This window comes from Pseudomonas sp. EYE_354 (assembly GCF_023148575.1).
In the GTDB taxonomy this organism is placed as follows: Bacteria; Pseudomonadota; Gammaproteobacteria; order Pseudomonadales; family Pseudomonadaceae; genus Aquipseudomonas.
On record NZ_JAHXNQ010000002.1, the window covers coordinates 148,291 to 175,066 of the forward strand.

Below are 26,776 nucleotides of genomic sequence, written 5' to 3' on the forward strand. Positions count from 1 at the left end.
CGAAACCTCCTAGGCACTGTACGAAAAGTAATGTCGCAAACACCGCATAGCACAAGCTAACGAGACCATCGCTGCATAACTTTTCGCGAGCTTGTCGAAGCGTGTGACGATGCGGCGGTTTTCTTTCAGCCAGCCGAACATGCGCTCGATGATGTTGCGCTGCCGGTATTTTGGCCGATCAAACAAACGAGGCAAACCGGGCTTGGGTTTGCGTTTCATGGATCGCAGAGGGATTACCGGCTGCATCCGGTAACGGTCACAGTAGCGACGCAGAGCCTCAGCATCGTAGCCTTTGTCGGCCAAAAGCCAGCGACATCGTTTGCGAGGACGACCGCGCAAACTGGGGATATAGGCTTCATCGAGCAATGGCTGGGCATACGAGATATCACTCGCTTGTCCGCCCGAAAGTAGAAAACGCAGCGGTATGCCGTTGGCGTCGCAAAGCATATGAATCTTGGTCGTCAGGCCTCCGCGACTGCGGCCTAGCGCATGGTCTGAAGGTTCATCAGGCCCCCTTTTTTCCCGGCGCCTGATGAAGCTCGGGTTGCGCGTATAGCTGTGGAATCGATCATCCATGTTTCCAGGTCGATCAATCCTTGCTCGTTCAGCTTAATGTGCAGCCGCCTGAGCATCAGGTCGAACGTTCCTTGGTTACGCCAATCCCGAAACCGTTGATAGACCGTTGACCAGGGCCCGAAGCGCTCGGGCATGTCGCGCCATGCGGCGCCTGAGCAAAGCACCCAGAGCACGCCATTGAGCATCAAACGATCATCGGCTCTCGGCCGACCATTGCGCCGGGGTTGTTCAAAGAGGTCAGCAACTAGCTCCCAGGCTGCATCGGGAATTTCGTACCGTTTCACCATCGTGGCCTCCTGCCTTCGATGGGCGCGAACTTTACCGAATATCAGTGTTCAGGTGCGGTGACGGCGGTTTCAAAGGATTTCGTACAGAACCTAGCCGTCCTGGCGAACAGCGCCGACTTCTTTACCTGATAAACCTCTCCAAAGTCTCTCGCCTGATCATTCAGTGCGAGGGACCGCCATGTACCTAATCGATCAACACGCACGGGGACGTGCCCAGTCCAACGGGATGGGTAGATCCGTCAGGCCTTAGCAAATGCCTATTCAGAAAAAGAATTCAGGAAATTAACTAAATGATCTCGTTAGGCTTCATACAAGGCAACATCACTCATGATGAGCTTTCTTTGCTGGAACACTCTGCAATGGAAGATCAAATACAGCATTTGAAGGAGGATATGCTTCAGGCGGAGCATCCAGACGGGCTCCTACTTGATGCAGGTTGGTTTCCTTCATTCGAGGTCGAGGGACACTTTCAAATAAAAACTATCAAAGACCATAATTGGGACTCCCCTTCCTCAATCCTTACCGCGCAATCAATTGATACTCTAGTTGAACTACTCCTGCAGGCGCAATCTCAATTAATACAGCGCCAAGAAAAAGCCAACCCTCATATACCCGCTTAAAAACTGATCATGAAACAGGATGGCTTTCGGCCACTAGTTCTACTGGAAGACTTTGATCCAAGCAAACCCAAACCTGACGTTACCAACTGGACCGCCTCGGCATGCAACAGGAGCTGACCGCCACCGACGGCAAAATCGTTTGTTACGCCCGCTACCGCGCCAACCGCAAAATCAGACCCCTCGACATCGAAAATCGACAACCCGATATTTCTCGAAAAGGTTACCTTCCCGGCGCAAAGAAACATTATCCTTTCAGGAAATAAAAATGAAACACTGGAATGAATTGGACGGCAGTGTATTTTTCAACAAGATTTTCAGCACGCCTATCGAAATTGGAAAAATAGCTCTTTTTTCTTTAAGGATAGAAAATGATCAGCCTTGTATTGGTATGGGGTTCGATATACCCGAATTTCCAGACAACCTACCAGAAAAATGGAAAAACAAAGGATTCAACACATGCAGAATAGGCATAACATGCAATGAAATTAAAGATCTACAAATTCGAAACATTCCTATGCACGAAATATTCAGTGTAAAAATAAAAAAAGACAACAACCATTTTACATTCGAAGCTATAAGCAACAGTGCCTCTATAATCTTCAAGGCCAATTTTATTTCACTCAGCGGGCCGAGCGTATACATAAACGGCCCGGACGACTACTACTTTAAACAATAAATATTAGATATATCCGCGACTCACAACTATATACCGGAAAGACACCAAATTAACGAATCGTCTTAAAACAGAAAACCCATTCAAAACGCTATAGATAAACTTCAAAATCTTAATCAAACGAGATCAAAAGTCGGTGCGTTTAGAAATAAAACCGGTTTGCCAAAAACTGCTGTCTATAGCCCCCATAGCCAACCCCAATTCGCCGCCCCGCTCTCTCCCACCTAGACTCCATCCAAGCCATTTCAACGGACAGAGGATTCACCATCATGGGCAAACGTCATCCCAATCTCCCCGCCTGGCAATGGCGTAACTACCCGCAGAACCATCAGCACCCGACCAATCTGGCGCTGCATATGATTGCCGTGCCGCTGTTCATCGTTGGTTTTCTGTTGATCGTGTCGGGTGTGTTCAGCCTGAGCCTGGCCAGTTTCGCGGTAGGCATCGTCGGTCTCCTAGCGGGCCTGGCGCTGCAGCGTCACGGCCATAGCCTGGAAGCCGAGGCGAGTGAGCCGTTCAGTGATCGTAAAGATGCGGTGCAGCGCCTGGTGGTCGAGCAGTTTGTGACGTTCCCGCGGTTTGTGTTGAGCGGTGGTTGGTGGCGCGCCTGGCGGCAGCGCCATCGCCACTGAGGCTCAGGCGAAGACCACCACGGTCTGACGGCTGATGGCGATCAACTCGCCGGTGGGGCTCCATAGCGCGGCGGCGGCGTGGCCGTAACCGTCGCGGGCGTGTTCGATCGTGACGTGGTATTGGCACCAATCGAGGGTCGTCAAGTTTTGTAAGGGCTGGATGAACTCGATGGTCCAGGTCAGGGTGCTGCCCGGCGCCGGTTTTTTCAGGTGCGGGAGCAAGGCCGGGGGCCAGGCATCGACCAAGGCGAGGATATGCGCTTCGGTCAGGGGTTCTTCTTTTACGTCACCACGCAAGCGTACCCAGCCGCCCATGTCGCGGGATTTATTGCCGGTAAATGGCAGCCCGCCGACACTCCAACGCATTGCCATATGCCGCATGAATTCAGGGGTTACGCCCTTGATATAGGGCAGTTCCTGGCACTCGTCCCAATGTTTGAACACTGGCGGCGCTTCACTGGCCACATCAATTTCTGACTCACGGGACGCACCGAAGCTGGCCTGCACCAGCGTCGCCGTTTCACCGTTCTGCACCACGCGCCCGAGCAGTTGGCTGACCGCTTTGCCCTCGCGCAACACCTCGACGTGGTAACTGGCGGGCACGTCAGGCGCCACCGGGCCGACGAAGGTCACCGCCAGCGAGCGCAATGGACGATCGGCCGGCACCTGGGCACGCAATGCTTCATATTGCAAAGCGGCGACCAGACCACCAAAGGTCGCGCGGCCCTGGGCCCATTCGGCGGGAATGGTGACATCCAGCGGGTGGCTACGGGCAGCGTCAAGCAAATCACTGAAGCGCATGGTGACCTCACGTCAAAGAGAACAGAGGAGGATCTTATCCATCGCGCTGGCAGGGTGCAGCGCCCATTCCGGCCAAAAGCCGGACCGGCTCAGAAACAATCAGCGCTGAGTTTGTCCAGCACGCGGTCGGCCTGCCCTTCAGCCTTGGCCATGGTTTGATGCCACACCGCCACACAGGGCTGCAGGTCCACTTGATGTTCGGCTTGGGCCAACCACTGCCAGCAGTCGTGCCAATCTCCCAGAGCTGCCTGGGCTTGCTTCAACCGCGGCACCGCCTTGGCCGGTAATTTGTCGAGTTCGGGATAGGCTTCAGCGGCGTAGCGCACACGCTTGATCAACAAACGCAGACGGTGGCGATCATGCTCGGGGTCCTTCAAGGCCGCCTCAAGTGCGCGCCATTGCTTGGCCAGGCGTTTTTCAATGCGCGAGCGCAGGCCCTTGAGGAGTTTTTGATGCTGGGAAGCACGGATAAATCGCGGGAAGGCATCCAGGATCAGCAGCAACTGTGAGACTTCAGCGCTGTGCGCAACGTGACGATAGGCATCGGGTTGCAGACGCAAGCGGCGATCCGCTGCAGCGTGGTGACCCTGCTGATGCAGATAGGCCGCCAGCACTTCACGATCGCGCAGCGGCGTGGTCAATTGGCCGACGGCGCTGGCGGCCACTTCCAACTGCTCGACGCCTGGCAGCCCACGCAAGGGGCGCAATAGACTGCGCAGGCGTCGCACAGTAGTGCGCAAATCATGTAACGCTTCATCATCAGTGACGGCAGCAAGGCGCGCCTGGCAACTCAGCAACCCCACTTCCAGGCCAATAACCTGAGCGACTAACTGATCGACCAACGCTGACATCCTGCCCTCACTTTTCGATGAAAATGCCGACTGGCTAAGACGCCTCAACGCCCGGCGCGGGACTCACGAATATAGAAACGTGCCTTCTCGGCCTTGTTGGAGCAACCTTCAAACGCCTCAAACTGCTGCTGAGTCTTGGCACCGGTCAACAACGACAGCGCCTTGGAGTAGCTTACGGTACCGGCAAAGCCTTCGGCCTTGGCCAGGTCCAGTTCTTTCCAGGCGGCGTCCAGTTGCGCGCCGCAGCTGTCGCGGTAGGCGGTTTTTCCGGCACAACCGGCCAGGGCCAACAGAATCACAGGCACACACATCCAGGCTTTCATCGATGACACCTCAAAATAAAGAAAAACAGTCGTACGGTGTAGACGTTGCCTACCACAAAAAGTGCCTTGTCCTTAGCCTGAAATCGATCGTACCTATTGCCAGAGCATACCCGAGCCCGGTCCCTATTCTGCAAAAATATTGCACAGTGCGCGAAGATTGAAGCCGTCCCCTCAATAGGTGCATTGTGGGCACCTGCCGATAAAGGACATGAACCATGAAGAAACGTGTTGCCTTGGTGCTGGGCTCCGGTGGTGCCCGGGGCTACGCCCATATCGGAGTGATCGAAGAGATCGAACGGCGCGGCTACGATATCGCCTGCATCGCTGGCTGTTCCATGGGCGCCGTGGTGGGTGGCATCTACGCCGCCGGCAAGCTCGACGAGTATCGCAACTGGATTGAAAGCCTGGATTACCTTGACGTGCTGCGCCTGGTGGACGTGAGTTTTCGCCTGGGCGCGATCCGTGGAGAGAAAGTCTTCGGACAGATCCGCAAGATCGTCGGCGATATCAATATCGAAGAGCTGCGCATCCCTTACACCGCCGTGGCCACCGACCTCACCAACCAGCAGGAAATCTGGTTCCAGGAAGGCTGCCTGCACCAGGCCATGCGTGCCTCGGCGGCGATCCCCAGCCTGTTCACCCCGGTGATGCAAGGCAACCGCATGCTGGTGGACGGCGGCCTGCTCAACCCGTTGCCGATTGTGCCGGTGGTGTCGAGCCATTGCGACCTGATCATCGCGGTCAATCTCAACGCGACCAACCAGAAGCACTACCACTTGCCGGTGATCCAACGCCCGCCTGCGTTCAAGAGCCGCTTCAACAGCCTGGCGAAGTCATTGGGTTCGCACCTGCCGTTTCGGCGCAAGCAGGCCGAACAGTTGATGAAGCTTGAGCAGGAAGCCTTGCAGGCCCAGGCGGCCGAGATCAACCCCTGGCTGGAGTCAGCTGAACCCGAGTCCCAACAACCTGCCGCCGCACCGGAAAAGCCCGGCGCGCCGAAATCGGCCACCGGGTCGTTCATCATCGATAACGTAGGGCCGGCGTCGCTGCTGGACCTGATCAACCAGAGCTTCGAGGTGATGCAAACGTCGCTGGCCCAGTACAAGATCGCGGGCTACCCACCGGATGTGTTGATCAACGTGCCGAAGCGGGTGTGCCGGTTTTTCGAGTTCTACAAAGCGCCCGAGCTGATCGCCCTGGGGCGGGAAATTGCCAGTGATACGTTGGATCGATATGAGAGTGAGCAGCCCTGAGAGTTTGCGCGCCTGAACCGACGTCGGCGCGAGGCAAGCCCGTTCACCATAGGGATCGTGGTGATCCGGCTTGTTGTGGTGAGCGGGCTTGCCCGCGCTGGGGTGCGAAGCGCCCCCAATAACAGACGAATGCGCTGCACCAGACACGCCTCAGTGCCCGGCTTTTAGGGCAGCTTCGCAGCCCAGCGCAAGCAAGCCCCCTCGCCACAGGTGCGATTTTTCGTCCTGGGTCGCATCGCCTCAAACGCCCGGCAGCTATGCCTCCAACAACCGATACCCCACCCCCGCCTCGGTCACGATAAACCGTGGCTGAGTCGGATCATCCGCCAGTTTCTGGCGCAGATGGCCCACCACAATGCGCAAGTAATGGCTGTCTTCGGTATGGGTCGGCCCCCAGATATCCTTGAGCAACTGCTGCTGGGTAATCACCCGCCCCGAATGCCGCGCCAATTGCGCCAGCACCGCGTATTCCTTGCGGGTCAACGCGACTTCAGCGCCATCGAGCAACACGCGGCGATAGGCCAGGTCCACCGTTAACGGGCCGAAACTCAACGCCGCTTCCTGGGCCTCCCCGGCGGGCGCCTGACGCAGCAGCGCGCGCACCCGAGCCAGGAACTCCTGAATGCCAAAAGGCTTGGTCACGTAGTCATTGGCGCCAGCGTCGAGGGCTTCGACCTTCTGCCCTTCGCTGGCACGCACCGACAGCACCAACACCGGCACCGTCGACCATTCACGAAACTCACGCAGCACCTGTTGGCCGTCCATGTCCGGCAGGCCGAGGTCGAGCACCAGCAAGTCCGGTTTGCTCAACGCGGCCTGAGCCAGGCCTTCGTTACCGGTGCCGGCCTCGATCACTTTGTAGCCCTGGGAGGCCAGGCTGATGCGCAAGAATTTGCGGATCTGCGGTTCGTCGTCAATGACCAAAATCGTTGCGGTCTGGCTCATGGTGTCCAATCAAAATCCGTGGAGAACAGAGGGTAGCTCACGACTCACGCTCCAGGCCAGGTTGTGTCGGCAACGGCAGGAACAAGGTGATACAGGTGCCACGCCCGTCAATGCCTTCAGCCACGGCGATATGCCCGCCGTGCGCCCCGACCATGCCCTGGCAAATCGCCAGGCCCAGCCCCGTGCCCTGCCCGCCTCGATCACCGCGCGCAGCGGTGTAGAACATATCGAAAATCTTCGCGCGCTCGTCTTCGGGAATCCCTGGCCCCTCATCGGCCACGGCAAAAAACAGTTGGTTATCCGACACCCCGGCGCTCAGTTGCAAGCGACCCTGGGGCGGCGAAAAGCGCGCGGCGTTTTCCAGCACATTCACCAGCGCCTGCTCGATCAACGCCGCATGCACATACAGCAACGGCAGCTCAGGCGGCACATCGGTGCTCACCTGCAACGGCGCCAGCACCGCGCGCAGGCGGCCAAGGGCGCTGCCGACGATATCGCCGGGGGACACCCAGTCACGCGCCAGCTTCAGGGCGCCGTGGCCCAGGCGCGTCATGTCCAACAAGTTCTGGATATAACGGTCGAGGCGTTCGGCTTCATCGCGTGTGCCTTCAAGCAACTCGCGACGGTCCTCCAGGGGAATGGCCTCACCCAGCGCCAGCAGGCTGTCGATGCTGCCGCGCATGGAGGTCAACGGCGTGCGCAAATCGTGGGACACCGAGGCGAGCAAGGCGCTGCGCAGTTGCTCGGTTTCGCCGTGCAGACGCGCGGATTCCAGCTCCTGCGCCAGCTGCGCACGGGCCAGGGCCTGGGCCAGCGGTTGGCTCAACGCGGTGAGTAGCCGCCGGCGTTGGCCGCTCAACTCCAGGCCCGGTTTGGCGCTGACACCGAGCAAGCCCAACGGGCCTTCTTCACCCGACAGCGGCCACCACCACCAGCGTCCAAACGGCAAGGTGCCGGTGCCCATCCCGGCGGGTTGGTCATGCTGCCACGCCCAGTCGGCGGCGGCGCGTTCGGCCTCGTTGAGGGTCAGCGGCCCGCCGGTTTCGATAGTCCAACCGCCCTGACCATCGCGATTGATCAGGCACAGGTCCAGGTCGTTCCAGCCTTCCAGATGATGGGCGGCCGCACTGACAACAGCTTGGCGGTCGGTGGCGGCGGTGAGTTTGCGTGACAGGTCGAGCAGTTCGCTGGTTTCTTCCTGGGTATCGCGCAGGGCTTGCAATTGTCGGCGCTGGCGGGCGGCAAGGTTGCCGGTGAGCGCTGCCATCAACAGAAAGAACAGCAGGGTCAGCACATCTTCTTCGCGCTGGATGGAGAAAGAAAAATTCGGCGGAATAAACAGGAAGTCGTACGTCAGAAATGACAACGCCGCACACGCCAGGGCCGGTCCCAAACTGCTGCGTACCGCCACCAGCAACACGGCGGCCAGAAACACCAGCGAGATATTCGGCAGCGGCAGCGCACTGGAAACCCCCCAGGCCACGGCGGCCGCAACCACCGTCGCCAGTACCGCGAGCAGGTAATCGAACCACACCAGCCCACGTACCTGCGGCATGCGTGGCGTTGCCGGGATGTCGTCGCTGTCGAGCACGTTGATTTCCAGGCCGCGCGCCTGGCGCAACAGCCGCGCGGCCAGGCCGCCACCAAACAGGCGACGACGCCAACGCATGCGCGACTGCCCCACCAGCACCAGGCTGGCGCGACGTTCGGCGGCGTGCTGGATCAGGGTCTTGGCCACCTCCCCCGCCCGCAGTAGCACCACTTCGCCGCCCAGTCGTTCGGCCAGCTGCTGAGCGTTTTGCAAGCGCAGGCGCGACTGCTCATCCCGCGCGCGGCCATTGTCGATGTGCACCAGGCTCCAAGGCAGATGGCGACGCTGCGCCACGCGGCTGGCATGGCGCACCAGCCGTTCGGCCTGCGCGTCGCCATCCACCCCCACCAGCAACCGACCTCGCACCGCCGGGGCCGCCTGGCCGAGCTGGCGATAGCCCTGGGCCAGGTCATCGTCGACGTGGGCGGCAGCCGTCTGCATGGCCAGCTCGCGCAGGGCCATCAGGTTGGTCTGGGTGAAGAACGCGTCGATGGCCGCGCGGGCCTGCTCCGGTACATACACCTTGCCGTCGCGCAAACGCTCCAACAGTTCGCGGGATGGCAGGTCGATCAGCAGCAGTTCGTCGGCCTCTTGCAGCACCCAGTCGGGCAGGGTTTCGCGCACCTGCACCCCGGTGATACCGCGCACTTGATCATTGAGGCTTTCCAGGTGCTGGACGTTGACCGTGGTGAAGACGTTGATGCCGGCGGCAAGCAGTTCCTGAATGTCTTGCCAGCGTTTTTCATGGCGGCTGCCGGGGGCGTTGCTGTGGGCCAGTTCGTCCACCAGCACCAGCTTGGGCTTGGCGGCGAGCAAGCCATCGAGGTCCATTTCTTCGAGCATCACGCCACGGTATTCGCTGCGCAATAACGGTTGTTGCGGCAGGCCGCTGAGCAGGGCTTCGGTCTCGGCGCGGCCGTGGGTTTCGACCACCCCGGCGATCAACTTCACACCCTGGCGCAGTTGGGTGTGAGCCGCCTGGAGCATGGCGTAGGTTTTGCCCACCCCTGGCGCTGCGCCCAGGAAAACCTTGAGCCGGCCACGGCCGTTGCGGGGTAAGTCGGCTAACAAGGCATCGGCGCGGCCGGAATCGCTCATGCGTGGGAGTTCCTTCAGGTGGTTAGGGTGTTTCGATCTGGCCGCGATATCAGTATCAAGCGTTACAGCTTTTCCAACGCCATGTTCAGCGCCAGGACATTCACCACCGGCGGCCCTACCAGCGGGCTTTCGATGTGTGCATCCAGCAACTGTTGCAAGGTCGACACCGGTACATTTCGCGCCGCCGCCACCCGCGCCAGTTGATAGGCAATCGCCTCGGGTGGCAAGTGTGGATCAAGACCGCTGCCGGAGGTAGTCAGTGACGCCAACGGCACCGGTCCCTGGCTGGGCACCAGTTGCTTGCCGGCGTCGTCGAACACCCGAGTGGCCAGCGCCGGGTTGCTCGGGCCGAGGTTACTGGCGCTGCTGGAAACCGTCGCAAAAGCGCCGGCCGAAGGACGCGGGTGGAACCAGCTGTCACCGGTGAAATCCTGGGCGATCAGGCTGGAGCCGCGCACCTTGCCACTGGCATCGCGCACCAGGCTGCCGTTGGCCTGGTCCGGGAAGGCGACTTGAGCGACGCCGGTCACCACCAACGGGTACGCCACGCCGGTGATCAGGGTCATGAGCACCAGCAGGCTCAGGGCCGGGCGGATGATGTTGGACATATTCAAATCCTCAATTGAGTCGAGAAACCCTGTGGCGAGCGAGTGTGCTCCCTCACCACATAAGCACCGTTCGGGTTACACCAGGTGCAACGCGGTCAACAGCATGTCGATAGCCTTGATGCCCACGAACGGCACCAGCAGCCCGCCCAGGCCGTAGATCAGCAGGTTGCGCCGCAGCAACGCCGCCGCACTCGCCGCCTGCACCCGTACGCCACGCAACGCCAGGGGAATCAGCACCACGATGATCAGCGCGTTGAACACGATGGCCGAGAGGATCGCGCTTTGCGGGCTCTGCAGATGCATCACGTTGAGCACGCCCAACTGCGGGTAGATCGCGGCAAACAGCGCCGGCAGGATCGCGAAGTATTTGGCCACGTCGTTAGCGATGGAAAACGTGGTCAGCGCGCCACGGGTCACCAGCAACTCCTTGCCGATCTGCACCACATCCAAGAGTTTGGTGGGATCGCTGTCGAGGTCGACCATGTTGGCGGCTTCGCGGGCGGCCTGGGTGCCATCGTTCATCGCCATGCCCACATCGGCCTGGGCCAACGCCGGCGCGTCGTTGGCGCCGTCACCGCACATGGCGACCAGGCGACCGTCGTTCTGCTCATGGCGAATACGCGCGAGTTTTTTCTCTGGCGTGGCTTCGGCCAGTACGTCATCCACGCCTGCTTCTGCGGCAATCGCGGCGGCGGTCAAGGGGTTGTCGCCGGTCACCATCACGGTGCGGATGCCCAGTTTGCGCAACTCGGCGAAACGTTCGCGGATGCCGGGCTTGACCACGTCCTTCAGGTGGATCGCACCGAGCAGTTTGCCATCGGCGCAGACCAGCAACGGCGTGCCGCCGCTTTGGGCGATCTTGTCGATTTCCCGCGACAGCGCCGGTTGCAGCTCACTGCGCTGCTGCCCGATAAATGCCAGCAGCGAATCCACCGCGCCTTTACGGAACACACGGCCCTGGTAATCGACACCGGACAACCGGGTTTCAGCGCTGAACGGCACGGCCGTCAGTTCATCGACGGATGGCTCAGCCTGGGGATGCAAGGCGCGCAGGTACTCGACGATGGATTTACCTTCCGCTGTGTCGTCCGCCAGGGACGCAAAGAGCGCGCCTTCGGCCACTTCGCGAGCGCTGACGCCAGGCGCCGCCACCACCGCCGCACAGCGACGGTTACCAAAGGTGATAGTGCCGGTCTTGTCCAACAGCAACACATGCACGTCGCCGGCAGCTTCCACGGCGCGGCCGGATTTGGCGATCACATTGAGGCGCACCAGGCGGTCCATACCGGCGATGCCGATGGCCGACAACAAGCCGCCGATGGTGGTAGGAATCAGCGTCACCAGCAGTGCGACCAGAAACACCAGCGGCAAACTGCCATTGGCGAAGTGGGCGAACGGCTGCAGGGTCACCACCACCAACAGGAAGATCAGCGTCAGGCCGATCAGCAGGATATCCAGCGCCACTTCGTTGGGGGTTTTCTGGCGTTTGGCGCCTTCGACCAACGCGATCATGCGGTCCAGGGTCGACTCACCGGGGTTGGCGGTGATGCGGATCAGCAGCCAGTCCGAGACCAGCCGCGTGTTACCGGTGACTGCCGAGCGGTCGCCGCCGGACTCGCGGATCACCGGAGCGGATTCGCCAGTGATCGCCGCTTCGTTCACCGCCGCGATGCCTTCGATCACCTCGCCGTCACCGGGGATCATCTCCCCGGCGGCAACGCGCACCACATCGCCTTTGCGCAGGCTGGTGGCGGGCACGACCTTGAAGCTTCCGTCGGCCTCCTGGCGGCGTGCGCTGAGGCCTTCGCTACCGGCCTTGAGGCTGTCGGCGCGCGCCTTGCCGCGCCCTTCGGCCAAGGCTTCGGCGAAGTTGGCAAACAGCACGGTGAACCACAGCCACACGGCGATCTGCACGGCAACGAAAGTCGGCACGGTGGTGTCAGGCACGAAGCACAGCACCGTGGTGAGGATCGCAGTCAATTCGACCACCAGCATCACCGGCGAGCGCTTCAGCTGGCGCGGGTCAAGCTTGACGAACGCCTGGACCAGCGCCGGGCGCCACAGAGCAGAGATGGCGGTTTTGGCAGGCTCCTGGGGTTTGACCGGGGCCGCGTTTTTTGCAGGCATATTCATGTTCATATCCCTTCTCAGAAGCCCATGCTCAAGTGTTCGGCGATAGGACCCAGCGCCAGCGTCGGCAGGAAAGTCAGGCCCCCTACCAGCAAAATGGTCACGGTCAACAGGGTCACGAACAGCGGGCCGTGGGTGGGGAAGCTGTTCTGGCCAATCGGTGCGCTCTTTTTCATCGCCAGGCTGCCGGCCAGGGCCAGTACCGGGAGGATGTAACCGAAGCGGCCGATCAACATGCCCAGGCCCAGCATCAGGTTGTGGAACGCGGTGTTAGCGCTGAAACCGCCAAACGCCGAGCCGTTGTTGGCGCTCGCCGAGGTGTAGGCGTAGAGCAACTGACTGAAACCGTGCGGGCCGGGGTTGCTGATGGCACCGGCTGGGCCTGGCAGGCTGGCAGCAATGGCACCGAGCACGAGCACGCCAACCGGCATCACCAACAAGGTCACGACAAGCAGTTGCACTTCCTTGGCCTGTAGCTTCTTGCCGAGGTATTCCGGGGTGCGACCGATCATCAGGCCGGCGAGGAACACCGCGATCAACACGTTGAGCAACATGCCGTACATACCGGCGCCGACGCCGCCGAAGATCACTTCGCCGACCATCATGTTGACCAGCGCCACCATTCCGCTGAGCGGGCTGAGGCTGTCTTGCATGCCGTTGACCGAACCGTTGGACGCCGCCGTGGTGGTCACCGACCAGAGCACCGTACCCGTGGTGCCGAAGCGCGCTTCCTTACCTTCCAGCGGCGCGGTCTGCTCCACGGCCGGGTTGTTCAGGGTTGGGTTGGGCTGGTACTCGGACCACAGCGACGTCGCGCCGCCGATCAGGAACAGCGCCAGCATGCAGCCAAGAATCGCGCGGCTCTGACGCAGGTCTTTGACGTAATGGCCAAAGGTAAACACCAGCGCCACCGGGATCAGGATGATCGAGGCCACTTCGAACAGGTTGGCCCACGCAGTCGGGTCTTCAAACGGATGCGCCGAGTTGACCCCGAAGAAGCCGCCGCCGTTGGTGCCCAATTGCTTGATCGCGATCTGACTGGCGGCGGGGCCGAGGGGGATCACCTGATCCACGCCTTGCAGGGTCACCGCATCCACGTAGTGGGCGAAGGTCTGCGGGACGCCCTGCCACACCAGGAACAGCGCAAACACCAGGCACAACGGCAACAGCCCGTAGAGCGTGGCGCGGGTCATATCGACCCAGAAGTTACCCAAGGTCTGCGCCGATTTGCGACCGATCCCACGGCACAACGCGACCAGGACTGCAAGACCGGTGGCCGCGCTGACGAAGTTCTGCACGGTCAGGCCGGCCATCTGGCTGAGGTAGCTCAGAGACGCCTCACCGCTGTAGGACTGCCAGTTGGTGTTGGTGACGAAACTGACCGCGGTGTTGAAGGCCAGTGTCCATTCCATGCCCGGCAATTTCTGCGGGTTCAGCGGCAGATAGTCCTGGAACAGCAGGATCGAGAACAACAATAAGAAACCCGCCAGGTTGAACGCGAGCAAGGCCAGCATGTATTTCTGCCAGCTCTGCTCCTGCTGCGCGTCCACGCCCGACAGGCGATAGCAGGCCCTCTCGACAGGCCCCAGCACCGGGCTGAGCCACGTGCGCTGGCCTTCCATCACCTTGTAGTAGAACCGCCCCAGGAACGGCGCCGGCACCAGTACCAAGGCAAAGAAGGCGATGATCAGCCAATAGTCATAACTGTGCATAGCCTGCTCCTAGTTCCGATCCGCGCGTAACAGCGCAACCAGCAGATAAATGAACAGCGCCACGGCCAATAGCAGTGACACCCCGTCCAGAACGCTCATGGAAGTCTCTCCGTTTAGCGGCGAGTGCCGCGTGTGGGGCAATTGTCCGCAGGAGTGGCGTAAAGGAACGAGAGCGAGGGCGTGGGCGGGGCGTAAAGACGGCGTAAAGAGTGGCTTTATGCGCGGTTTACAGGGGGATTTTTACTGGATGGGGCTTGCCCGCGATGACGGCAGTTGCAACACCACTGCACCCAACTGGTGCGAGGCTGGAAAGATTCAAACGCCAAACCGTTCCCCAGGCGACAGTTGCGCCGCTTTACGACAATGATTCTCAGGCTGGCATGCCCGCTGCAACACCTTGAATCATTCCAAACCGTTCAGGGAGCGCAGCACGATGAACACACAACTCAAACCCACCTTGGGCACCCTGCATTTATGGGGGATCGCCGTCGGGCTGGTGATTTCCGGGGAATACTTCGGCTGGAGCTATGGCTGGGGCGTCGCCGGGACCTTGGGCTTTCTGGTGACCTCGTTGATGGTCGCCGCAATGTACACCTGCTTTATCTTCAGTTTCACCGAGCTGACTACCGCGATTCCCCATGCCGGCGGGCCATTTGCCTACAGCCGCCGCGCCTTCGGTGAGAAAGGCGGCTTGATCGCCGGCCTCGCCACACTGATCGAATTTGTCTTTGCGCCACCGGCCATCGCCTTGGCCATCGGCGCGTATCTGAATGTGCAGTTTCCGGCACTGGACCCCAAACATGCGGCCGTCGGCGCCTATATCGTGTTTATGGGCCTGAATATCCTCGGTGTGAAACTCGCCGCCACATTCGAACTGGTGGTGTGCGTGCTCGCCGTCGCCGAGTTGCTGGTGTTCATGGGCGTGGTCGCCCCGGCCTTCAGCTTCAGCAACTTCGCCCTCAATGGCTGGGCCGGCTCCGACACCTTTGGCGCACCGGCGATTGCCGGCATGTTTGCGGCCATTCCGTTCGCCATCTGGTTCTTCCTCGCCATCGAAGGCGCGGCCATGGCCGCTGAAGAAGCGAAAGATCCCAAGCGCACCATTCCAAAGGCCTACATCAGCGGCATCCTGACCCTGGTGATCCTGGCCATGGGCGTGATGTTCTTCGCCGGCGGCGTGGGTGACTGGCGCACCCTGTCGAACATCAACGACCCGCTGCCACAGGCGATGAAAACCGTGGTCGGCGACAGCTCCGGCTGGCTGCACATGCTGGTGTGGATCGGCCTGTTCGGTCTGGTGGCAAGCTTCCACGGGATTATCCTCGGCTACTCTCGCCAGTTCTTTGCCCTGGCTCGCGCCGGTTACCTGCCGCCCTTCCTCGCCAAGCTGTCGCGTTTTCAGACACCGCACCGGGCGATCATCGCCGGCGGTGTCGTCGGTATCGCAGCGATCTACAGCGACGGCCTGATCAACCTGGGCGGCATGACCCTGACCGCGGCGATGATCACCATGGCCGTCTTCGGCGCCATCGTGATGTACATCATGAGCATGCTCAGCCTGTTCAAACTGCGTAAGACCGAACCGCTGCTGGAACGCACCTTCCGCGCACCGGGTTACCCAATCGTGCCCGGCATTGCGCTGGTACTGGCGGTGGTGTGCCTGGTGGCTATGGCCTGGTTCAACACGCTGATCGGCCTGATCTTCCTGGGCTTTATGGCGGTGGGTTTTATCTATTTCCAACTGACCGCGCAGGACCGTGCCGATGCACCGGTGGACGCAATGTTGACCGGGCTCTAAGGTTTCGAGGCAGAACGGGCCTACACTGAACTACTCAGAAAGCCCGTAACTCAAAGCAGTTATTACCGTGGGAAAATTCTCCCACGGCAAGCTGCCTCAAGGAGAGCCTTATGCCGTGGTATGCGTGGTTGATTATGGTGGTTGCGATCGGGTCGATCGTCGGTGGGCTGATGATGCTGCGTGACAGCGCCAACAAGGTGGAACTCACCGACGAACAACGCAAACGCGTGGCCGAGCGCAACGCCCAGGCGGATGCCAAGGACGCGCAGGATCGCTGAACCTTGGTTTACTCCCAAGCAGTCTTGGCAATATGCAAACCGTGCTGCCCGTTGTAGGCAGCACGTTCAGGCTGGCTCCAGCCGTTCAGCAGTTCATCCTCAAGCTTATAAATCTCAACTCCCAGCGGACGGCACACCGTCAGCGGATCCTGTGCGTCCGGCCCCCACATGGGCAGCGACAAGTCACCGCCCGGGCAGGTCGACAACGCACACAGCAAATCAATCTCGGCAAAGAACTCCAGATAGTCGCCCTTCTGCGCCGGGCAGGCTTTCATGAAATACATGTCGTCGTGATTGAGGCCCGTGCACTGGAAAATATTCAGCACGTCATGCACGTCGAATTCCGTCAGACCGTGGGGTAGCACCGCGCGGGTCAGGTTGGAGTGGCAATGGTGATGGAAATCCTCTCCGGTGAGCATGCGGTTCACATAGGGGTCGCAGCGGGTGCCGAGCAGATCGTGCAGGCGACCGCCGTGCTCATCGATGCCGTAACCGGCCAGGCTGTCATCGGTGATCGTCACCAACGGCCGCAGAAAGGGCAGGTTCGACCACAAGCGGTCATGGGTGCTCACATGCGCGCCCTGCAACTGCCGGGTACGCGCAGCCCAAAGACGTTCGCGCGGGTCATTGGCGTTCCACACATTGAAGTCACCCACCTGCGGCCCCACTGGCGTGGTCACACGAAACACATGCCCGGCCGGCACCTTCCACGCCCTGCCCGTGCGAATCGGCACCTCGAATTGTTCGATCAGGCGGCGTTGATCCGTTCGGTCACGAATGCGCTCGTAAAACGCCGCGTCGACCTGCAACGCCGAACCTTTGCTGACCTGATAAGCGGCCGGATAGTCTTTGTACATGGTGCAGATCCTCGATCAGGGGTGGAGAAACAGGGCCAGCGACAGACGTTCCGAATCGTCCAGGTACAGGCTCATCGCCTCCCCTGCCGCCGGTTTGTTCTGTTGAAGCAGCAAGTGGTAAATCTCGCGATCACGCTCCAGCCAGGGCGACTGAAAGCGCTGCTCATCGGGCGCGGCGCAAAACACCAGCCGCAACTGGGCGATGACTTGAGCAAAAAACTCATCGAACAACGGGCTGCGCATCAACCCGACAATGTGTTGATGGAACACCAGACTGTGGGTGGCCACCGCGCGCCAATCCTCACGCTCACGGGCCAGGGTGGTGGCGTCGATAGCATTTTGCATGCGCTCGGCTTGCTCGTCGGTGAGCGCAGGGCTGTGGGCGATGGCCTGCAACTCCAGAGTGCGACGGACCACAAACAAGTCACGCACCTGCGCGCGTTCCAGTCGCCGGACCATCACGCCCTTGTTACGCACGTAACGCGTCAGGCCTTCCTGCCCGAGCCGATGCAGCGCCTCGCGTATGGTATTGCGCGACGCGTTGTAGACCCTGACCAGATCCGCCTCCACCAACGGCATCCCCGGCAACAGCCGCCCGCCGATGATGTCGGCGCGCAGTTCCAGCGCAATTTGGTCGGCTAAAGACAGACCGGACGTCATGACCACCTCTGGATTGTTGAACAATCTGTTATGTAGACGTAATCACGTTCCATGCCAATGCCAATGCGCGTGTAAAAAAGTCCAAGTTGGTTAAGATATGAGCCTGTAACCGAGGCCTTCCTATGCGTTATTCCCAAGACCACAAAGCCCAGACCCACCAACGCATCATCAAGGAAGCCTCAATACGCTTTCGCCGCGACGGCATCGGCGCCACCGGCCTGCAGCCATTGATGAAAGCACTGGACCTCACGCATGGCGGGTTTTACGCACACTTCAAGTCCAAGGACGAACTGGTAGAAAAGGCGCTGCAAGCCGCTGCGACGGAGCTGGATGCCCACTGCGAGACGCTGTTCAGCCAGGAACACCCGCTGCACGCGTTCATCGACAGCTACCTGTCGGAATGGCACCTGACCTCGCCGGATCAAGGCTGCCCACTGCCCACCATGTCCTCGGAACTGGGCCTGAGAGGCCAACCGAGTAAGACAACAGACGAAGTGCTCGGCGCCAGGCTCAAGCAGATTGAAACAGCTTTAGGGGAAGGACGTGGCGATGCAGAAAGCCTGGTGATGATGTCGACCCTGGTCGGAGCATTGGTGCTGGCCAGGAGCGTCGAGGATTCTGCATTAGCGAAGCGGATCATGGCCGTGGTACGAGAAAGCTTGAAAAACCAGGTGCCGGAGAATGAAAAGGCCGATCAATGACCGGCCCTCCCCTTTGTTTAGTTGATTGACAGCCTATCGCGATTCTTCTCCAGCAGCGCCTTGCCGATCCCCTTCACCTCCAGTAATTCATCCACCGCAGTAAACGGACCGTTACTTTCGCGGTAGGCGACGATCGCCTTAGCCTTCGCCGCCCCGATACCGAACAAGTCGCGACGCAGGGTCTCGGCGTCAGCTGCGTTGAGATTGACCTTGGCGGATTGCTCGGCCGTGGGCATCTGCGCAGTGATGGGCGCCGGCGCATCGGTTTTGACGGACGGGGCCGCGGTGGTGGCGAGGGAGAAGCTGGTGAGGAAGGCGAAGACTAGGGAGGTGAGGTAGGTGTTTTGCATCGGTGACGCTCCATGACATCGTTGAGGGAAAAGCAGCTTTTCCGAAGCTGCTTTTCAAAGTTAGATGAAAATGGGGCTCCGTCAAAAAAACCTACGTTACAATGTGTGAATATGACAGCGACTTACCTTAAAATTCGTAGCGTTTATCCCTCAGGGACAGAAATAGAACACCATTATGCTTTGGAAAAAACCTTGTTATAGTCAAGAACAAAATGTATACCATTATGTCCAAGCAATACCAAAATCAGATAATTCTCGAACAATGTAAAATTCTTGTTAAGCCTTTTATAAAAATGAGTTTTAGAAATGAAAAAAATACTTCTTACGGGAGCTACTGGTTTCGTTGGCTCAGCGTTACTAAACCAATTACTCAAACAAAAAAAGTATTCGACAATAATCGCAACACGCTCATCAAAATCAGACATAGAAAGATCTTGCCAAGTTTTCAATGTCGGAAATTTTAGCTCTAGCACATCATGGAATGAAGTGATGAATGATGTTGAATGTGTCATTCATACCGCTGGACGCGCTCACGTATTGAAACATGAAGATAACGCACTTGAGCTTTTCAGAGAAACCAACACCGAGGCTACTCTTAATTTAGCAAAACAAGCAGCGGCGCTAGGAGTTAAACGTTTCATTTTTATCAGCTCAATAGGTGTAAATGGAGCTCACACATATAAAGAGCCTTTCTCAGATACCTCTAAGCTCAATCCTCAAACCGATTATGCCATTTCGAAAAGGGAAGCTGAAACTGGGTTATTACAGATCGCTGACAATAGCCAAATGGAAGTTGTGATTATACGTCCACCGTTAGTGTATGCGGCGCACGCACCGGGCAACTTCCGAAGACTACTAAAGCTCGTCAGGTCTGGTCTACCATTACCGCTGGGTAAAGTCCACAACGCTAGAAGCATGATCGCACTTGAAAACCTTGTGGACTTCATTTGCCTTTGCATTGAGCACAAAAATGCCAGCAACCAAATATTTTTGATATCTGATGGGCAAAACTTTTCCACTAGACAAATTGCTGAACTCTTAGCCGAAGGCATGGGACGGAAAGCGCTACTGTTACCTATACCACTCTTCTTTTTAAAAGCGTTAGCCATACTATTGGGTAAACAGAGAACTTACACACAGCTGTGCGAATCCCTAGAAATTGACTCATCCAAATGTAAGAGCCTGCTAGGGTGGACACCATCAACTTCGCCAGAACTAGCAATTATTGACGCTGGCAAAAAGTTCATGAGAGCGCCATAAAAAATTTCGAAGTACTTATCCAGCAGCGGAAAATTATTAACCGTTCAAATCACATACACCTATAAATTCGGTTAGAAACAAAAACAAAACGCCCGCTAATAAAAAACGGATAAAAGCTAGTTAAGGCAAAAAATCCAAAACACGCACAAAAAAACGAAATTCCTATGAGGTACAGTTTCAACAAACCTACAGCTAACTGTTGATAAAAAGACAAACCGACGTTATGATTATCTTTAACTATAACTAGCTGTACGCCCTGTATTTTTCAGGCCACACCTAACGCAAATATCAAAAATTATAATCTGCAAACAAGATATTAAGCCTTATAAAACCACTACTTTGAGATAAAAAGTTATGAGCCTGCTAAAAACGGGAAAAATCTTAATAAACCAGGTCCTATCACCTTTGGGATTGGAGATAAATAAGATTGATCGAGGCACGAATACTTCCGCGTATGAAGAAACTCATCGACCAAAAACACCAAGATATTTAAACATAGGTGCAGGATCCTTCTTCCATCCTTATTGGCATAATTTGGACAATCCCAATGAATATTACAAGAATGACCAAAAAGACAATTTAAATATTCAACACGATCTAACTTCACGTAATGCTATACCATTGGAAGATAACTCACTAAAGGTAGCTTACACGTCGCACGTCATTGAACATTTAAACGACGATGATGTTGAATTTTTATTCAGCGAAGTATACAGATGCTTACAGCCTGGAGGCTTTTTTAGAATAACCTGTCCTGACATGGGTCTTGAATACGATGCGTACCTCCGTGGGGATGCACTTTTTTGGAAGTGGCCAAACGCCTACGGAGTCTATAACACAAGCATTGAACAATGCTTTTTAGACCACTTTGCGACAGCACTAACTGAAACTCATCCAATAAAGAGTGAGCAAAGAATTACAAATAAAGAAATTAGAGAGATTTTTCTCAACCTACCTAAGAGGGAGGCTTTTAACTCGATAATTGAAAGAGTACCTAAAGACATTCAAAAAGATCACTACGGCGATCATATAAACTGGTTCGACGCAGATAAAATAACTGAAATGCTAAGAAAATCTAAATTTTCGAAAATTTATGAATCGAGATACTTACAATCACACTCCCCTATTCTAAGAAACAAAGCATTATTTGATTCAACCTGCCCAGAACTTTCTCTGTATATTGAATGCCGCAAATAAAACTAAATGCTAAACCATTCACAACATAAAAACAAATACATAAAGGCCGGTATTAACCGGCCTGTAAAAACGATGTTACGTCATGGGTTTTTATTGAACTGGGATTGCCCCGTACTAATATTACGTCGCATACGATAATCTCCTCGCATTAAGGTTCAAGTAATCGTTGTTGATGGAACAAGTCAACAATTTCACCTTCGGGAGAGTAACCGCTTACCGTATCGCGAAGTAATTGACGAATGCAATCATAGTCATCAAGATTTATGGCTTCAAGCAGTGAAGACAACTTAACCTTTAATTGATCCCATTTTATAGCATCCTCATTTGCGCGCATGATCATTGGATGCAGAGTGGTTGAAACATTGTCGCCGATCAGCAATTCCTCGTACAACTTCTCCCCTGGACGTAAGCCAGTAAAATTAATCGATATATCTCCTTGTGGATTTTTTTCAGACCGAACACTCAGACCGGAGAGATGAATCATCTTTTCTGCTAAAGCAACAATTCGAACAGGTTCCCCCATATCCAATACAAATACATCCCCGCCCAACCCCATAGAACCTGCTTGAATAACAAGTTGCGCAGCCTCAGGGATTGTCATGAAGTATCGGGTTATCTTTGGGTGAGTCACCGTTAGAGGACCACCATTTTTTATTTGCTTATGAAATAAGGGAATTACCGAGCCGGAAGAACCTAATACATTTCCGAAACGGACCATGGTGAAGCGTGTTTTATTAACCCGAGAGACACTAGACTTGTCATCAAATAATACTGGGGCTTGTTCATTACTGAGCGCTTGCAAGACCAACTCAGCAATGCGCTTCGTACCGCCCATCACATTAGTTGGCCGTACTGCCTTATCTGTTGAAATCAAAACGAAATTAGCAACACCAGACTGAATGGCCGCCTGCGCGGCATTTAGCGTACCAAAGACGTTATTAAGAACGCCCTCTGAAATATTATGCTCAACCATTGGGACATGCTTATATGCGGCGGCATGATATACAGTTTCCACTTTCCAGGTTTTCATGACACTCAGTAACTTTTTTTCGTTTCGAACTGAACCTAGAATAGGTAATACTTTCACGGACAACGACTCACGTGAAATCCTCTGCTCGAGCTCTGAAAGAATGCTATATAAATTAAACTCACTATGTTCGAATAGTAACAATGTCGTAGGGCGTAGCGTGAGTATCTGTCGGCAAAGCTCCGAACCGATGGATCCTCCCGCCCCTGTTACTAGTACTGTGCGATCAGCAACACAGCGTTCAAGTAATTCACTTTGGGCTGGAACAGAATCACGTCCTAATAAGTCAGCAATATCCACTTCTTGAATGTCATCAACCTTAACTCGACCGCTGGCCAAGTCCATAAATCCAGGAACACTTCTCACATGAAGAGGAAATCCTTCTAAGAAACTGAGAACCTCACGACGTCGACCTCGGTTAGAAGAAGGAATAGCCAATAGTATCTCTTGTGCACCTGTTACATCAATCATGCGCTGAATATGTTTAGGTTTATAAACTTGAAGCCCTGAAATTACCCGGTCAGAGATACTAGCGTCGTCGTCAATAAACGCAACCGGACGCATTACTCGCCCAACACGTAATGCAGCGACTAGTTGGTTTCCCGCGGCCCCTGCACCGTAGATAGCAACTCGTGGCAGTGAGCTTTCGCGACCAGTAAACGGTATCTGTTGACCGGCCGTAAACCAGTCACCCAGAAAAAATTGGCGCATAGCAAGGCGCAGTCCACCAATTAAAACCAAGCTAAGCCACCAGTAGTTAAATATTATAGAACGAGGCACCACGCTCTGATGATTACTATACCAATAAAGAATAAACCCTAGTATTAATGAAGACAGGCTCACAGCCTTTATAATAGCTATCAATGCATCATTACCAAAATAACGCATAACTGCTCTATACAGACCAAACTTCATAAATAGAGGAATCGCTACGATCGGAGCGCTAAGGAAAAGCCAGGCATGTTGAAATATGGGATCGGCCATTTCCTCAATACCTAAACGCACGATAAATGCTGCCCATAAAGCACACCACGTCAGCGCGATATCAGTGCCAACCTGAACTAATCTTTTCTGCCGACGTGGAAGGCCTAGCAAAAAACCTCTGATCCTATCCATATCTCCCTCAAGCGCTTCCAATGTCTAAATAGTCAAATACGCAAATAGATTTTCGACGAATTTCAAATTCACATAACCTTAATAACACAAACAATACTAGCGCGCTTCATCCTTACCTGCATCAAAATTTATGGTCAGTAAAACCAGCGGGATGTAGGCTAACGCTAATCCTGTTGTTCCTTCCACAAGATCCAGCGCCACAAATATGGATATAGGGAGTAGCCAAAGGATATTTATAGCGCATACCGCTAAGCTGACAGCCAGGTGGGAGCCTAAACGCCTAGATGCGAATTGGTAGGCATGGCTTCGATGCGCTTCATGCACCTTCAGACCTCGGAAAAATCGACGAATGAGAGTTATTGTGGCGTCCGTGATAAATACGGCCAATAAAATTAGCCAGCACCAGAAAAATTTCGGCGAGTACCAAGCCGCATGAAGGGAAAATAGCCCAAGGACAAATCCTAGAAACCCGCTTCCCGCATCGCCCATGAATATCTTAGCTGGGGGGAAATTCAAAAACAGAAAACCTACCACAGCCATAGCGAGAGATAACGGCAATAGCATAAGCTCCTGGGCGCCAGTTAACTGATAGACAATACACATACCAAGACAGACACAGATAGCCTCAAGGCTAGCTATTCCATCGATACCATCCATGAAATTATAAAGATTCAACATCCATACTAGATAAAAAACAGCTAACAAACTACCTACAATCCCCAATTCAATTTCAAATCCAAAAAAATCAATTATTGGTAGTCCATCAATCCAAAACAGCGCCCATATCGCTGCAACAAAATGTCCAATTAGCCTCCAACGAGCAGATAGGTTAACTTTATCGTCTATAAATCCGACGCTGGCCACCAACACACTAGACACAAGCAGCCCTATAAAATAATCAAGAACAATATTATCCAAAAAATAAAAAAATATAAGCGCTATAATGAACGTAATCACTATAGCCACTCCGCCGCCGCGAGGTGTAGGAAGAATATGAGAACTACGTTCATTAGGAATATCTAGGATATCTTTTGACAATGCATAATTACGAAAAAAAATGGTTAATAGCCATGATGCCACCATTATCAAAAAACAAATCCAATAGTTCATTTTTTACTCTTCCACGAAAACAAATTTTTCTCAAAGACTATCTAACTAACGAACAAATCATCAACACTAAACCAATAATTGAAATTATTTTCAACCAGAAAATTTCCTGTATTCATCCATCATTAAGTTAGACAACTTTATTGAGTCAAATTCATGAATAGCTCTAGCAGAAGCTTTTTCGCCCATATCCCTCATCAAAGCTGAATTACCAAGCACCTCACGCAAGACCCTTCCTAAAGCCACTGAGTCCATCGAAGGCACTAAGCGTCCCGTCACCCCATCAACTACAGCATCAGACAATCCATAAATCGACGTACCGACTGTCGGGATACCCATTGCTGCGGCCTCAATTACGACGGTACCAAATCCTTCACGATAGCTGGGCAAGCAAAGAATATCGGCCGCCGCCATGAACTTTTCAGGCTCATCTGAAAAACCGACATTATGGACCTTTTTCCAAATAGGACTATTTTCTATAGAGCTGAACATATCACTACCATTATCTTCAGTCGGCCCCACCAACAATAGATGAATCAAATCGTCAGTTGCCGACACAGATACGAAGGCATCAATTAACTCCCGTATACCCTTCTCGGGGGTAACTCTTCCAACAAATAGAATTACTTTCCCATTTTCGGGAATACCCAAGTCATTTTTCAATTGAGAAATAACTAGCGGAGAATACTTTCTCTTATCAAATCTTGCGAGGTCAACACCCGATAGCGAGCCTAAGCCAAGCACAGAAATATTTTCCTTTTTTACAACTTTACTTCCAACCAAAAAGTCTCTTTGCGTTAAACTATCTGCGTAGCAATGGGTATTTAACTTCGCAATAATTTTATCACACAACTTGAGTATCTCTTTTTTTACTCCTGACATTGTTACCCAAGGCTGTCCGGTAAATGTATGAAGCCTTACAGGGACACCTGCGAGTCGAGCAGCTATGGAGCATAAAAGCCCCGCTTTGGGAGTTGTAGAATGTACAATGTCAAACTTTTCCGACTTGAAGACCTTGTATAATTTAAACAGGCTCGAAAGATCTTGAACTATATTTATCTGCCTAGCCATATTGACCGAAATAAAATTTGCGCCGTTAAACTGTCTCAGTTGCCCCGGAAATTCCTCATCACTTGTAATGATTGTAACGCTAACACCATTAGAGCAAAGAGTATTAATTTGCGATTTTAGTTGAGTGACAACGAAAAAAGGTACTGTCGACACGCGAGCGACTCGTAAATCCTTGAGCATCTTCATCTCTATATATAACCCATCACTAAGTAAACTCAAAACATACAGGCCTATTTTTGGATTCACATTTACTAAAATATCTCACAAATAGTTTTAGGGACAGATTTTTCTGGAGAGAAACCCAACACCCTATGCATCTTATCGCTTGGGTACGTCGTACGTCGCACCAACGCGTCTATTCGGTTTTGCGTAATAGGAATCGGCAATATCATACTGGCTAAGCCTAAAACACATCTCGCTAAGTATTCAGGTACAATTATTTTTGGAACTGGCACATCTAAGGCATTGGCCATACCGGCAATAAACTCTTTTAACGTACAATCATTAGATATATTGAAGACATGTCCTTTTGCATGCGCCTTAGTTGCACACAAATAAAGCGCTGTCGCAACATCATCAACATGTACATAAGTAGCAATGGCGGGCGAATATCCAATAAAAAAAAACACCTTTTTTTTAACCATATTGCCAAGTTGGCGCAAAGAGTTATTAGTCATGTTTCGGCCAAACACATTAGAAGGCCTTAAAATCGTATAAGAAAATCCAGCTGTCTTATTATTCATGATAATTGTATCGGCTAACGTTTTAGTAACCTCGTAGTCGCCAACTGGATTGGTTGGTGTGGCCTCGGTGACTACTCTTTCCTCTTTCGAACTACCATATGCACCAACACTACTTAATTGAACCCAGTGAATTAAGTTACCCGCAATACACAAATTATTAGCTGCTTTGAGTAGATCTGTCGTCGCCTTGACATGTAGCGCCTGCATAAGCGAAGGATTCTTGACTTCGCCAGCACAGTTGACAATTACGTCACAGCCTTCTAATAGTTTTTCAAAGTTTAAGTTTTTATCAGTTAAATCCCCAACTCTTAACTCTATAAAATCATGGTCGGCATTTAGATTCCTGCGCACCAACGCTCGAACTTCCACGTTTAGCGTGCGCAGTAGCTCAATAAAAGCTGAACCTATAAAACCGTTAGCACCCAAGACCAAAATTCTCATAACTCTCCAATATATAGCTATTATATAAATCTCATATCAAGTAAAGAGGATAAACGGCAAATCTAGGTTG

At 54.4% G+C, this 26,776-nt stretch carries 27 protein-coding genes; 10 read left to right on the plus strand and 17 right to left on the minus strand.

What is annotated here, in order from left to right; all coding sequences use genetic code 11:
• Positions 1–9: 9 nt before the first annotated feature.
• A protein-coding gene (locus KZX66_RS03395; RefSeq protein ID WP_248076422.1) for an IS5 family transposase occupies positions 10–863 on the minus strand; the annotation gives its coding sequence in 2 pieces (ribosomal slippage) (positions 10–519 and positions 522–863; 852 coding nt in all).
• Between the two features lie 290 nt (positions 864–1,153).
• On the opposite strand from KZX66_RS03395, the gene KZX66_RS03400 reads away from it, so the two are divergent.
• From KZX66_RS03400 to KZX66_RS03415, 4 genes are all read left to right on the plus strand, one after another.
• Complete coding sequence (locus KZX66_RS03400) at positions 1,154–1,483, plus strand: hypothetical protein (protein ID WP_248076424.1); 330 nt, start codon at positions 1,154–1,156, stop codon at positions 1,481–1,483.
• Positions 1,484–1,584: 101 nt separating this feature from the next.
• Complete coding sequence (locus KZX66_RS03405; RefSeq protein ID WP_248076426.1) at positions 1,585–1,746, plus strand: hypothetical protein; 162 nt, start codon at positions 1,585–1,587, stop codon at positions 1,744–1,746.
• A 2-nt stretch (positions 1,747–1,748) separates the two neighbouring features.
• A complete protein-coding gene (locus tag KZX66_RS03410) occupies positions 1,749–2,159 on the plus strand; it encodes an Imm50 family immunity protein (RefSeq protein ID WP_248076428.1) in 411 nt (136 codons plus the stop codon).
• Between the two features lie 266 nt (positions 2,160–2,425).
• Entirely contained in the window at positions 2,426–2,788 is a 363-nt protein-coding gene (locus KZX66_RS03415; RefSeq protein WP_248076430.1) for an Mpo1-like protein, read from the plus strand.
• A 3-nt stretch (positions 2,789–2,791) separates the two neighbouring features.
• Here the strand turns inward: KZX66_RS03415 and KZX66_RS03420 are convergent, their stop codons facing one another.
• The 3 genes from KZX66_RS03420 to KZX66_RS03430 form a co-directional block, all read right to left on the minus strand.
• Positions 2,792–3,589 (minus strand): thioesterase family protein, encoded by a 798-nt coding sequence (locus tag KZX66_RS03420; RefSeq protein ID WP_248076432.1) that lies wholly within the window; start codon positions 3,587–3,589, stop codon positions 2,792–2,794.
• A gap of 89 nt (positions 3,590–3,678) precedes the next feature.
• On the minus strand, positions 3,679–4,440 hold the full coding sequence (locus KZX66_RS03425; protein ID WP_248076434.1) for a CHAD domain-containing protein: 762 nt from the start codon (positions 4,438–4,440) through the stop codon (positions 3,679–3,681).
• A 44-nt stretch (positions 4,441–4,484) separates the two neighbouring features.
• Entirely contained in the window at positions 4,485–4,763 is a 279-nt protein-coding gene (locus KZX66_RS03430; protein ID WP_032888964.1) for a hypothetical protein, read from the minus strand.
• Between the two features lie 215 nt (positions 4,764–4,978).
• Here KZX66_RS03430 and KZX66_RS03435 point away from each other — a divergent pair, with 215 nt between their 5' ends.
• Positions 4,979–6,016: a patatin-like phospholipase family protein gene (locus KZX66_RS03435; protein WP_248076437.1), complete on the plus strand. Its 1,038-nt coding sequence runs from the start codon at positions 4,979–4,981 to the stop codon at positions 6,014–6,016.
• A 255-nt stretch (positions 6,017–6,271) separates the two neighbouring features.
• Here the strand turns inward: KZX66_RS03435 and KZX66_RS03440 are convergent, their stop codons facing one another.
• The 6 genes from KZX66_RS03440 to kdpF all read right to left on the minus strand — a co-directional run bounded on the left by KZX66_RS03440 (position 6,272) and on the right by kdpF (position 14,199).
• The gene (locus tag KZX66_RS03440; protein ID WP_248076440.1) at positions 6,272–6,961 is read right to left on the minus strand and encodes a response regulator; all 690 of its coding nucleotides are present in this window, start codon (positions 6,959–6,961) and stop codon (positions 6,272–6,274) included.
• A gap of 37 nt (positions 6,962–6,998) precedes the next feature.
• A complete protein-coding gene (locus tag KZX66_RS03445; RefSeq protein WP_248076443.1) occupies positions 6,999–9,650 on the minus strand; it encodes a sensor histidine kinase KdpD in 2,652 nt (883 codons plus the stop codon).
• A 62-nt stretch (positions 9,651–9,712) separates the two neighbouring features.
• Positions 9,713–10,258: a potassium-transporting ATPase subunit KdpC gene (gene kdpC, locus KZX66_RS03450; RefSeq protein ID WP_248076447.1), complete on the minus strand. Its 546-nt coding sequence runs from the start codon at positions 10,256–10,258 to the stop codon at positions 9,713–9,715.
• Between the two features lie 75 nt (positions 10,259–10,333).
• On the minus strand, positions 10,334–12,391 hold the full coding sequence (gene kdpB / locus KZX66_RS03455; protein ID WP_248076450.1) for a potassium-transporting ATPase subunit KdpB: 2,058 nt from the start codon (positions 12,389–12,391) through the stop codon (positions 10,334–10,336).
• A gap of 14 nt (positions 12,392–12,405) precedes the next feature.
• On the minus strand, positions 12,406–14,100 hold the full coding sequence (gene kdpA, locus KZX66_RS03460) for a potassium-transporting ATPase subunit KdpA (RefSeq protein WP_248076452.1): 1,695 nt from the start codon (positions 14,098–14,100) through the stop codon (positions 12,406–12,408).
• A gap of 9 nt (positions 14,101–14,109) precedes the next feature.
• Entirely contained in the window at positions 14,110–14,199 is a 90-nt protein-coding gene (gene kdpF, locus KZX66_RS03465; RefSeq protein WP_003218754.1) for a K(+)-transporting ATPase subunit F, read from the minus strand.
• Between the two features lie 334 nt (positions 14,200–14,533).
• On the opposite strand from kdpF, the gene eat reads away from it, so the two are divergent.
• Both eat and KZX66_RS03475 read left to right on the plus strand, forming a co-directional pair.
• Positions 14,534–15,898 carry an ethanolamine permease gene (gene eat / locus KZX66_RS03470; RefSeq protein WP_248076454.1) on the plus strand — a complete coding sequence of 455 codons (1,365 nt, stop codon included), beginning with the start codon at positions 14,534–14,536 and terminating at the stop codon, positions 15,896–15,898.
• A 110-nt stretch (positions 15,899–16,008) separates the two neighbouring features.
• Positions 16,009–16,176, plus strand: a complete 168-nt coding sequence (locus tag KZX66_RS03475; protein WP_003172675.1) for a DUF2897 family protein — start codon at positions 16,009–16,011, stop codon at positions 16,174–16,176.
• Between the two features lie 8 nt (positions 16,177–16,184).
• On the opposite strand, the gene KZX66_RS03480 is transcribed toward KZX66_RS03475, so the two are convergent.
• Positions 16,185–17,033 carry a DUF1989 domain-containing protein gene (locus KZX66_RS03480; RefSeq protein ID WP_248076457.1) on the minus strand — a complete coding sequence of 283 codons (849 nt, stop codon included), beginning with the start codon at positions 17,031–17,033 and terminating at the stop codon, positions 16,185–16,187.
• A 15-nt stretch (positions 17,034–17,048) separates the two neighbouring features.
• Positions 17,049–17,693, minus strand: a complete 645-nt coding sequence (locus KZX66_RS03485; RefSeq protein WP_248076458.1) for a GntR family transcriptional regulator — start codon at positions 17,691–17,693, stop codon at positions 17,049–17,051.
• 122 nt (positions 17,694–17,815) lie between these two features.
• Between KZX66_RS03485 and KZX66_RS03490 the strand changes: the two genes are divergently transcribed.
• Positions 17,816–18,394 carry a TetR/AcrR family transcriptional regulator gene (locus KZX66_RS03490; RefSeq protein ID WP_248076460.1) on the plus strand — a complete coding sequence of 193 codons (579 nt, stop codon included), beginning with the start codon at positions 17,816–17,818 and terminating at the stop codon, positions 18,392–18,394.
• A gap of 17 nt (positions 18,395–18,411) precedes the next feature.
• Here KZX66_RS03490 and KZX66_RS03495 read toward each other — a convergent pair whose 3' ends face one another.
• Entirely contained in the window at positions 18,412–18,744 is a 333-nt protein-coding gene (locus KZX66_RS03495) for a ComEA family DNA-binding protein (RefSeq protein ID WP_248076461.1), read from the minus strand.
• A 306-nt stretch (positions 18,745–19,050) separates the two neighbouring features.
• Here KZX66_RS03495 and KZX66_RS03500 point away from each other — a divergent pair, with 306 nt between their 5' ends.
• Together KZX66_RS03500 and KZX66_RS03505 are read left to right on the plus strand one after the other, a co-directional pair.
• On the plus strand, positions 19,051–20,004 hold the full coding sequence (locus KZX66_RS03500; RefSeq protein WP_248076462.1) for an NAD-dependent epimerase/dehydratase family protein: 954 nt from the start codon (positions 19,051–19,053) through the stop codon (positions 20,002–20,004).
• 354 nt (positions 20,005–20,358) lie between these two features.
• Entirely contained in the window at positions 20,359–21,201 is an 843-nt protein-coding gene (locus KZX66_RS03505) for a methyltransferase domain-containing protein (RefSeq protein ID WP_248076463.1), read from the plus strand.
• A 148-nt stretch (positions 21,202–21,349) separates the two neighbouring features.
• On the opposite strand, the gene KZX66_RS03510 is transcribed toward KZX66_RS03505, so the two are convergent.
• From KZX66_RS03510 to KZX66_RS03525, 4 genes are all read right to left on the minus strand, one after another.
• Positions 21,350–23,344: a nucleoside-diphosphate sugar epimerase/dehydratase gene (locus KZX66_RS03510; protein WP_248076464.1), complete on the minus strand. Its 1,995-nt coding sequence runs from the start codon at positions 23,342–23,344 to the stop codon at positions 21,350–21,352.
• 96 nt (positions 23,345–23,440) lie between these two features.
• On the minus strand, positions 23,441–24,454 hold the full coding sequence (locus KZX66_RS03515; RefSeq protein WP_248076465.1) for a glycosyltransferase family 4 protein: 1,014 nt from the start codon (positions 24,452–24,454) through the stop codon (positions 23,441–23,443).
• 90 nt (positions 24,455–24,544) lie between these two features.
• Positions 24,545–25,702, minus strand: a complete 1,158-nt coding sequence (locus KZX66_RS03520) for a glycosyltransferase family 4 protein (protein ID WP_248076467.1) — start codon at positions 25,700–25,702, stop codon at positions 24,545–24,547.
• A 71-nt stretch (positions 25,703–25,773) separates the two neighbouring features.
• The gene (locus KZX66_RS03525) at positions 25,774–26,706 is read right to left on the minus strand and encodes an NAD(P)-dependent oxidoreductase (RefSeq protein ID WP_248076469.1); all 933 of its coding nucleotides are present in this window, start codon (positions 26,704–26,706) and stop codon (positions 25,774–25,776) included.
• Positions 26,707–26,776 lie beyond the last annotated feature (70 nt).

Coding starts and splice junctions, on each gene's coding strand:
- KZX66_RS03400 (WP_248076424.1), top strand. CDS start 1,154: ATGATCTCGTTAGGCTTCATACAAGGCAACATCACTCATGATGAGCTT.
- KZX66_RS03405 (WP_248076426.1), top strand. CDS start 1,585: ATGCAACAGGAGCTGACCGCCACCGACGGCAAAATCGTTTGTTACGCC.
- KZX66_RS03410 (WP_248076428.1), top strand. CDS start 1,749: ATGAAACACTGGAATGAATTGGACGGCAGTGTATTTTTCAACAAGATT.
- KZX66_RS03415 (WP_248076430.1), top strand. CDS start 2,426: ATGGGCAAACGTCATCCCAATCTCCCCGCCTGGCAATGGCGTAACTAC.
- KZX66_RS03420 (WP_248076432.1), bottom strand. CDS start 3,589: ATGCGCTTCAGTGATTTGCTTGACGCTGCCCGTAGCCACCCGCTGGAT.
- KZX66_RS03425 (WP_248076434.1), bottom strand. CDS start 4,440: ATGTCAGCGTTGGTCGATCAGTTAGTCGCTCAGGTTATTGGCCTGGAA.
- KZX66_RS03430 (WP_032888964.1), bottom strand. CDS start 4,763: ATGAAAGCCTGGATGTGTGTGCCTGTGATTCTGTTGGCCCTGGCCGGT.
- KZX66_RS03435 (WP_248076437.1), top strand. CDS start 4,979: ATGAAGAAACGTGTTGCCTTGGTGCTGGGCTCCGGTGGTGCCCGGGGC.
- KZX66_RS03440 (WP_248076440.1), bottom strand. CDS start 6,961: ATGAGCCAGACCGCAACGATTTTGGTCATTGACGACGAACCGCAGATC.
- KZX66_RS03445 (WP_248076443.1), bottom strand. CDS start 9,650: ATGAGCGATTCCGGCCGCGCCGATGCCTTGTTAGCCGACTTACCCCGC.
- kdpC (WP_248076447.1), bottom strand. CDS start 10,258: ATGTCCAACATCATCCGCCCGGCCCTGAGCCTGCTGGTGCTCATGACC.
- kdpB (WP_248076450.1), bottom strand. CDS start 12,391: ATGAATATGCCTGCAAAAAACGCGGCCCCGGTCAAACCCCAGGAGCCT.
- kdpA (WP_248076452.1), bottom strand. CDS start 14,100: ATGCACAGTTATGACTATTGGCTGATCATCGCCTTCTTTGCCTTGGTA.
- kdpF (WP_003218754.1), bottom strand. CDS start 14,199: ATGAGCGTTCTGGACGGGGTGTCACTGCTATTGGCCGTGGCGCTGTTC.
- eat (WP_248076454.1), top strand. CDS start 14,534: ATGAACACACAACTCAAACCCACCTTGGGCACCCTGCATTTATGGGGG.
- KZX66_RS03475 (WP_003172675.1), top strand. CDS start 16,009: ATGCCGTGGTATGCGTGGTTGATTATGGTGGTTGCGATCGGGTCGATC.
- KZX66_RS03480 (WP_248076457.1), bottom strand. CDS start 17,033: ATGTACAAAGACTATCCGGCCGCTTATCAGGTCAGCAAAGGTTCGGCG.
- KZX66_RS03485 (WP_248076458.1), bottom strand. CDS start 17,693: ATGACGTCCGGTCTGTCTTTAGCCGACCAAATTGCGCTGGAACTGCGC.
- KZX66_RS03490 (WP_248076460.1), top strand. CDS start 17,816: ATGCGTTATTCCCAAGACCACAAAGCCCAGACCCACCAACGCATCATC.
- KZX66_RS03495 (WP_248076461.1), bottom strand. CDS start 18,744: ATGCAAAACACCTACCTCACCTCCCTAGTCTTCGCCTTCCTCACCAGC.
- KZX66_RS03500 (WP_248076462.1), top strand. CDS start 19,051: ATGAAAAAAATACTTCTTACGGGAGCTACTGGTTTCGTTGGCTCAGCG.
- KZX66_RS03505 (WP_248076463.1), top strand. CDS start 20,359: ATGAGCCTGCTAAAAACGGGAAAAATCTTAATAAACCAGGTCCTATCA.
- KZX66_RS03510 (WP_248076464.1), bottom strand. CDS start 23,344: ATGGATAGGATCAGAGGTTTTTTGCTAGGCCTTCCACGTCGGCAGAAA.
- KZX66_RS03515 (WP_248076465.1), bottom strand. CDS start 24,454: ATGAACTATTGGATTTGTTTTTTGATAATGGTGGCATCATGGCTATTA.
- KZX66_RS03520 (WP_248076467.1), bottom strand. CDS start 25,702: ATGCTCAAGGATTTACGAGTCGCTCGCGTGTCGACAGTACCTTTTTTC.
- KZX66_RS03525 (WP_248076469.1), bottom strand. CDS start 26,706: ATGAGAATTTTGGTCTTGGGTGCTAACGGTTTTATAGGTTCAGCTTTT.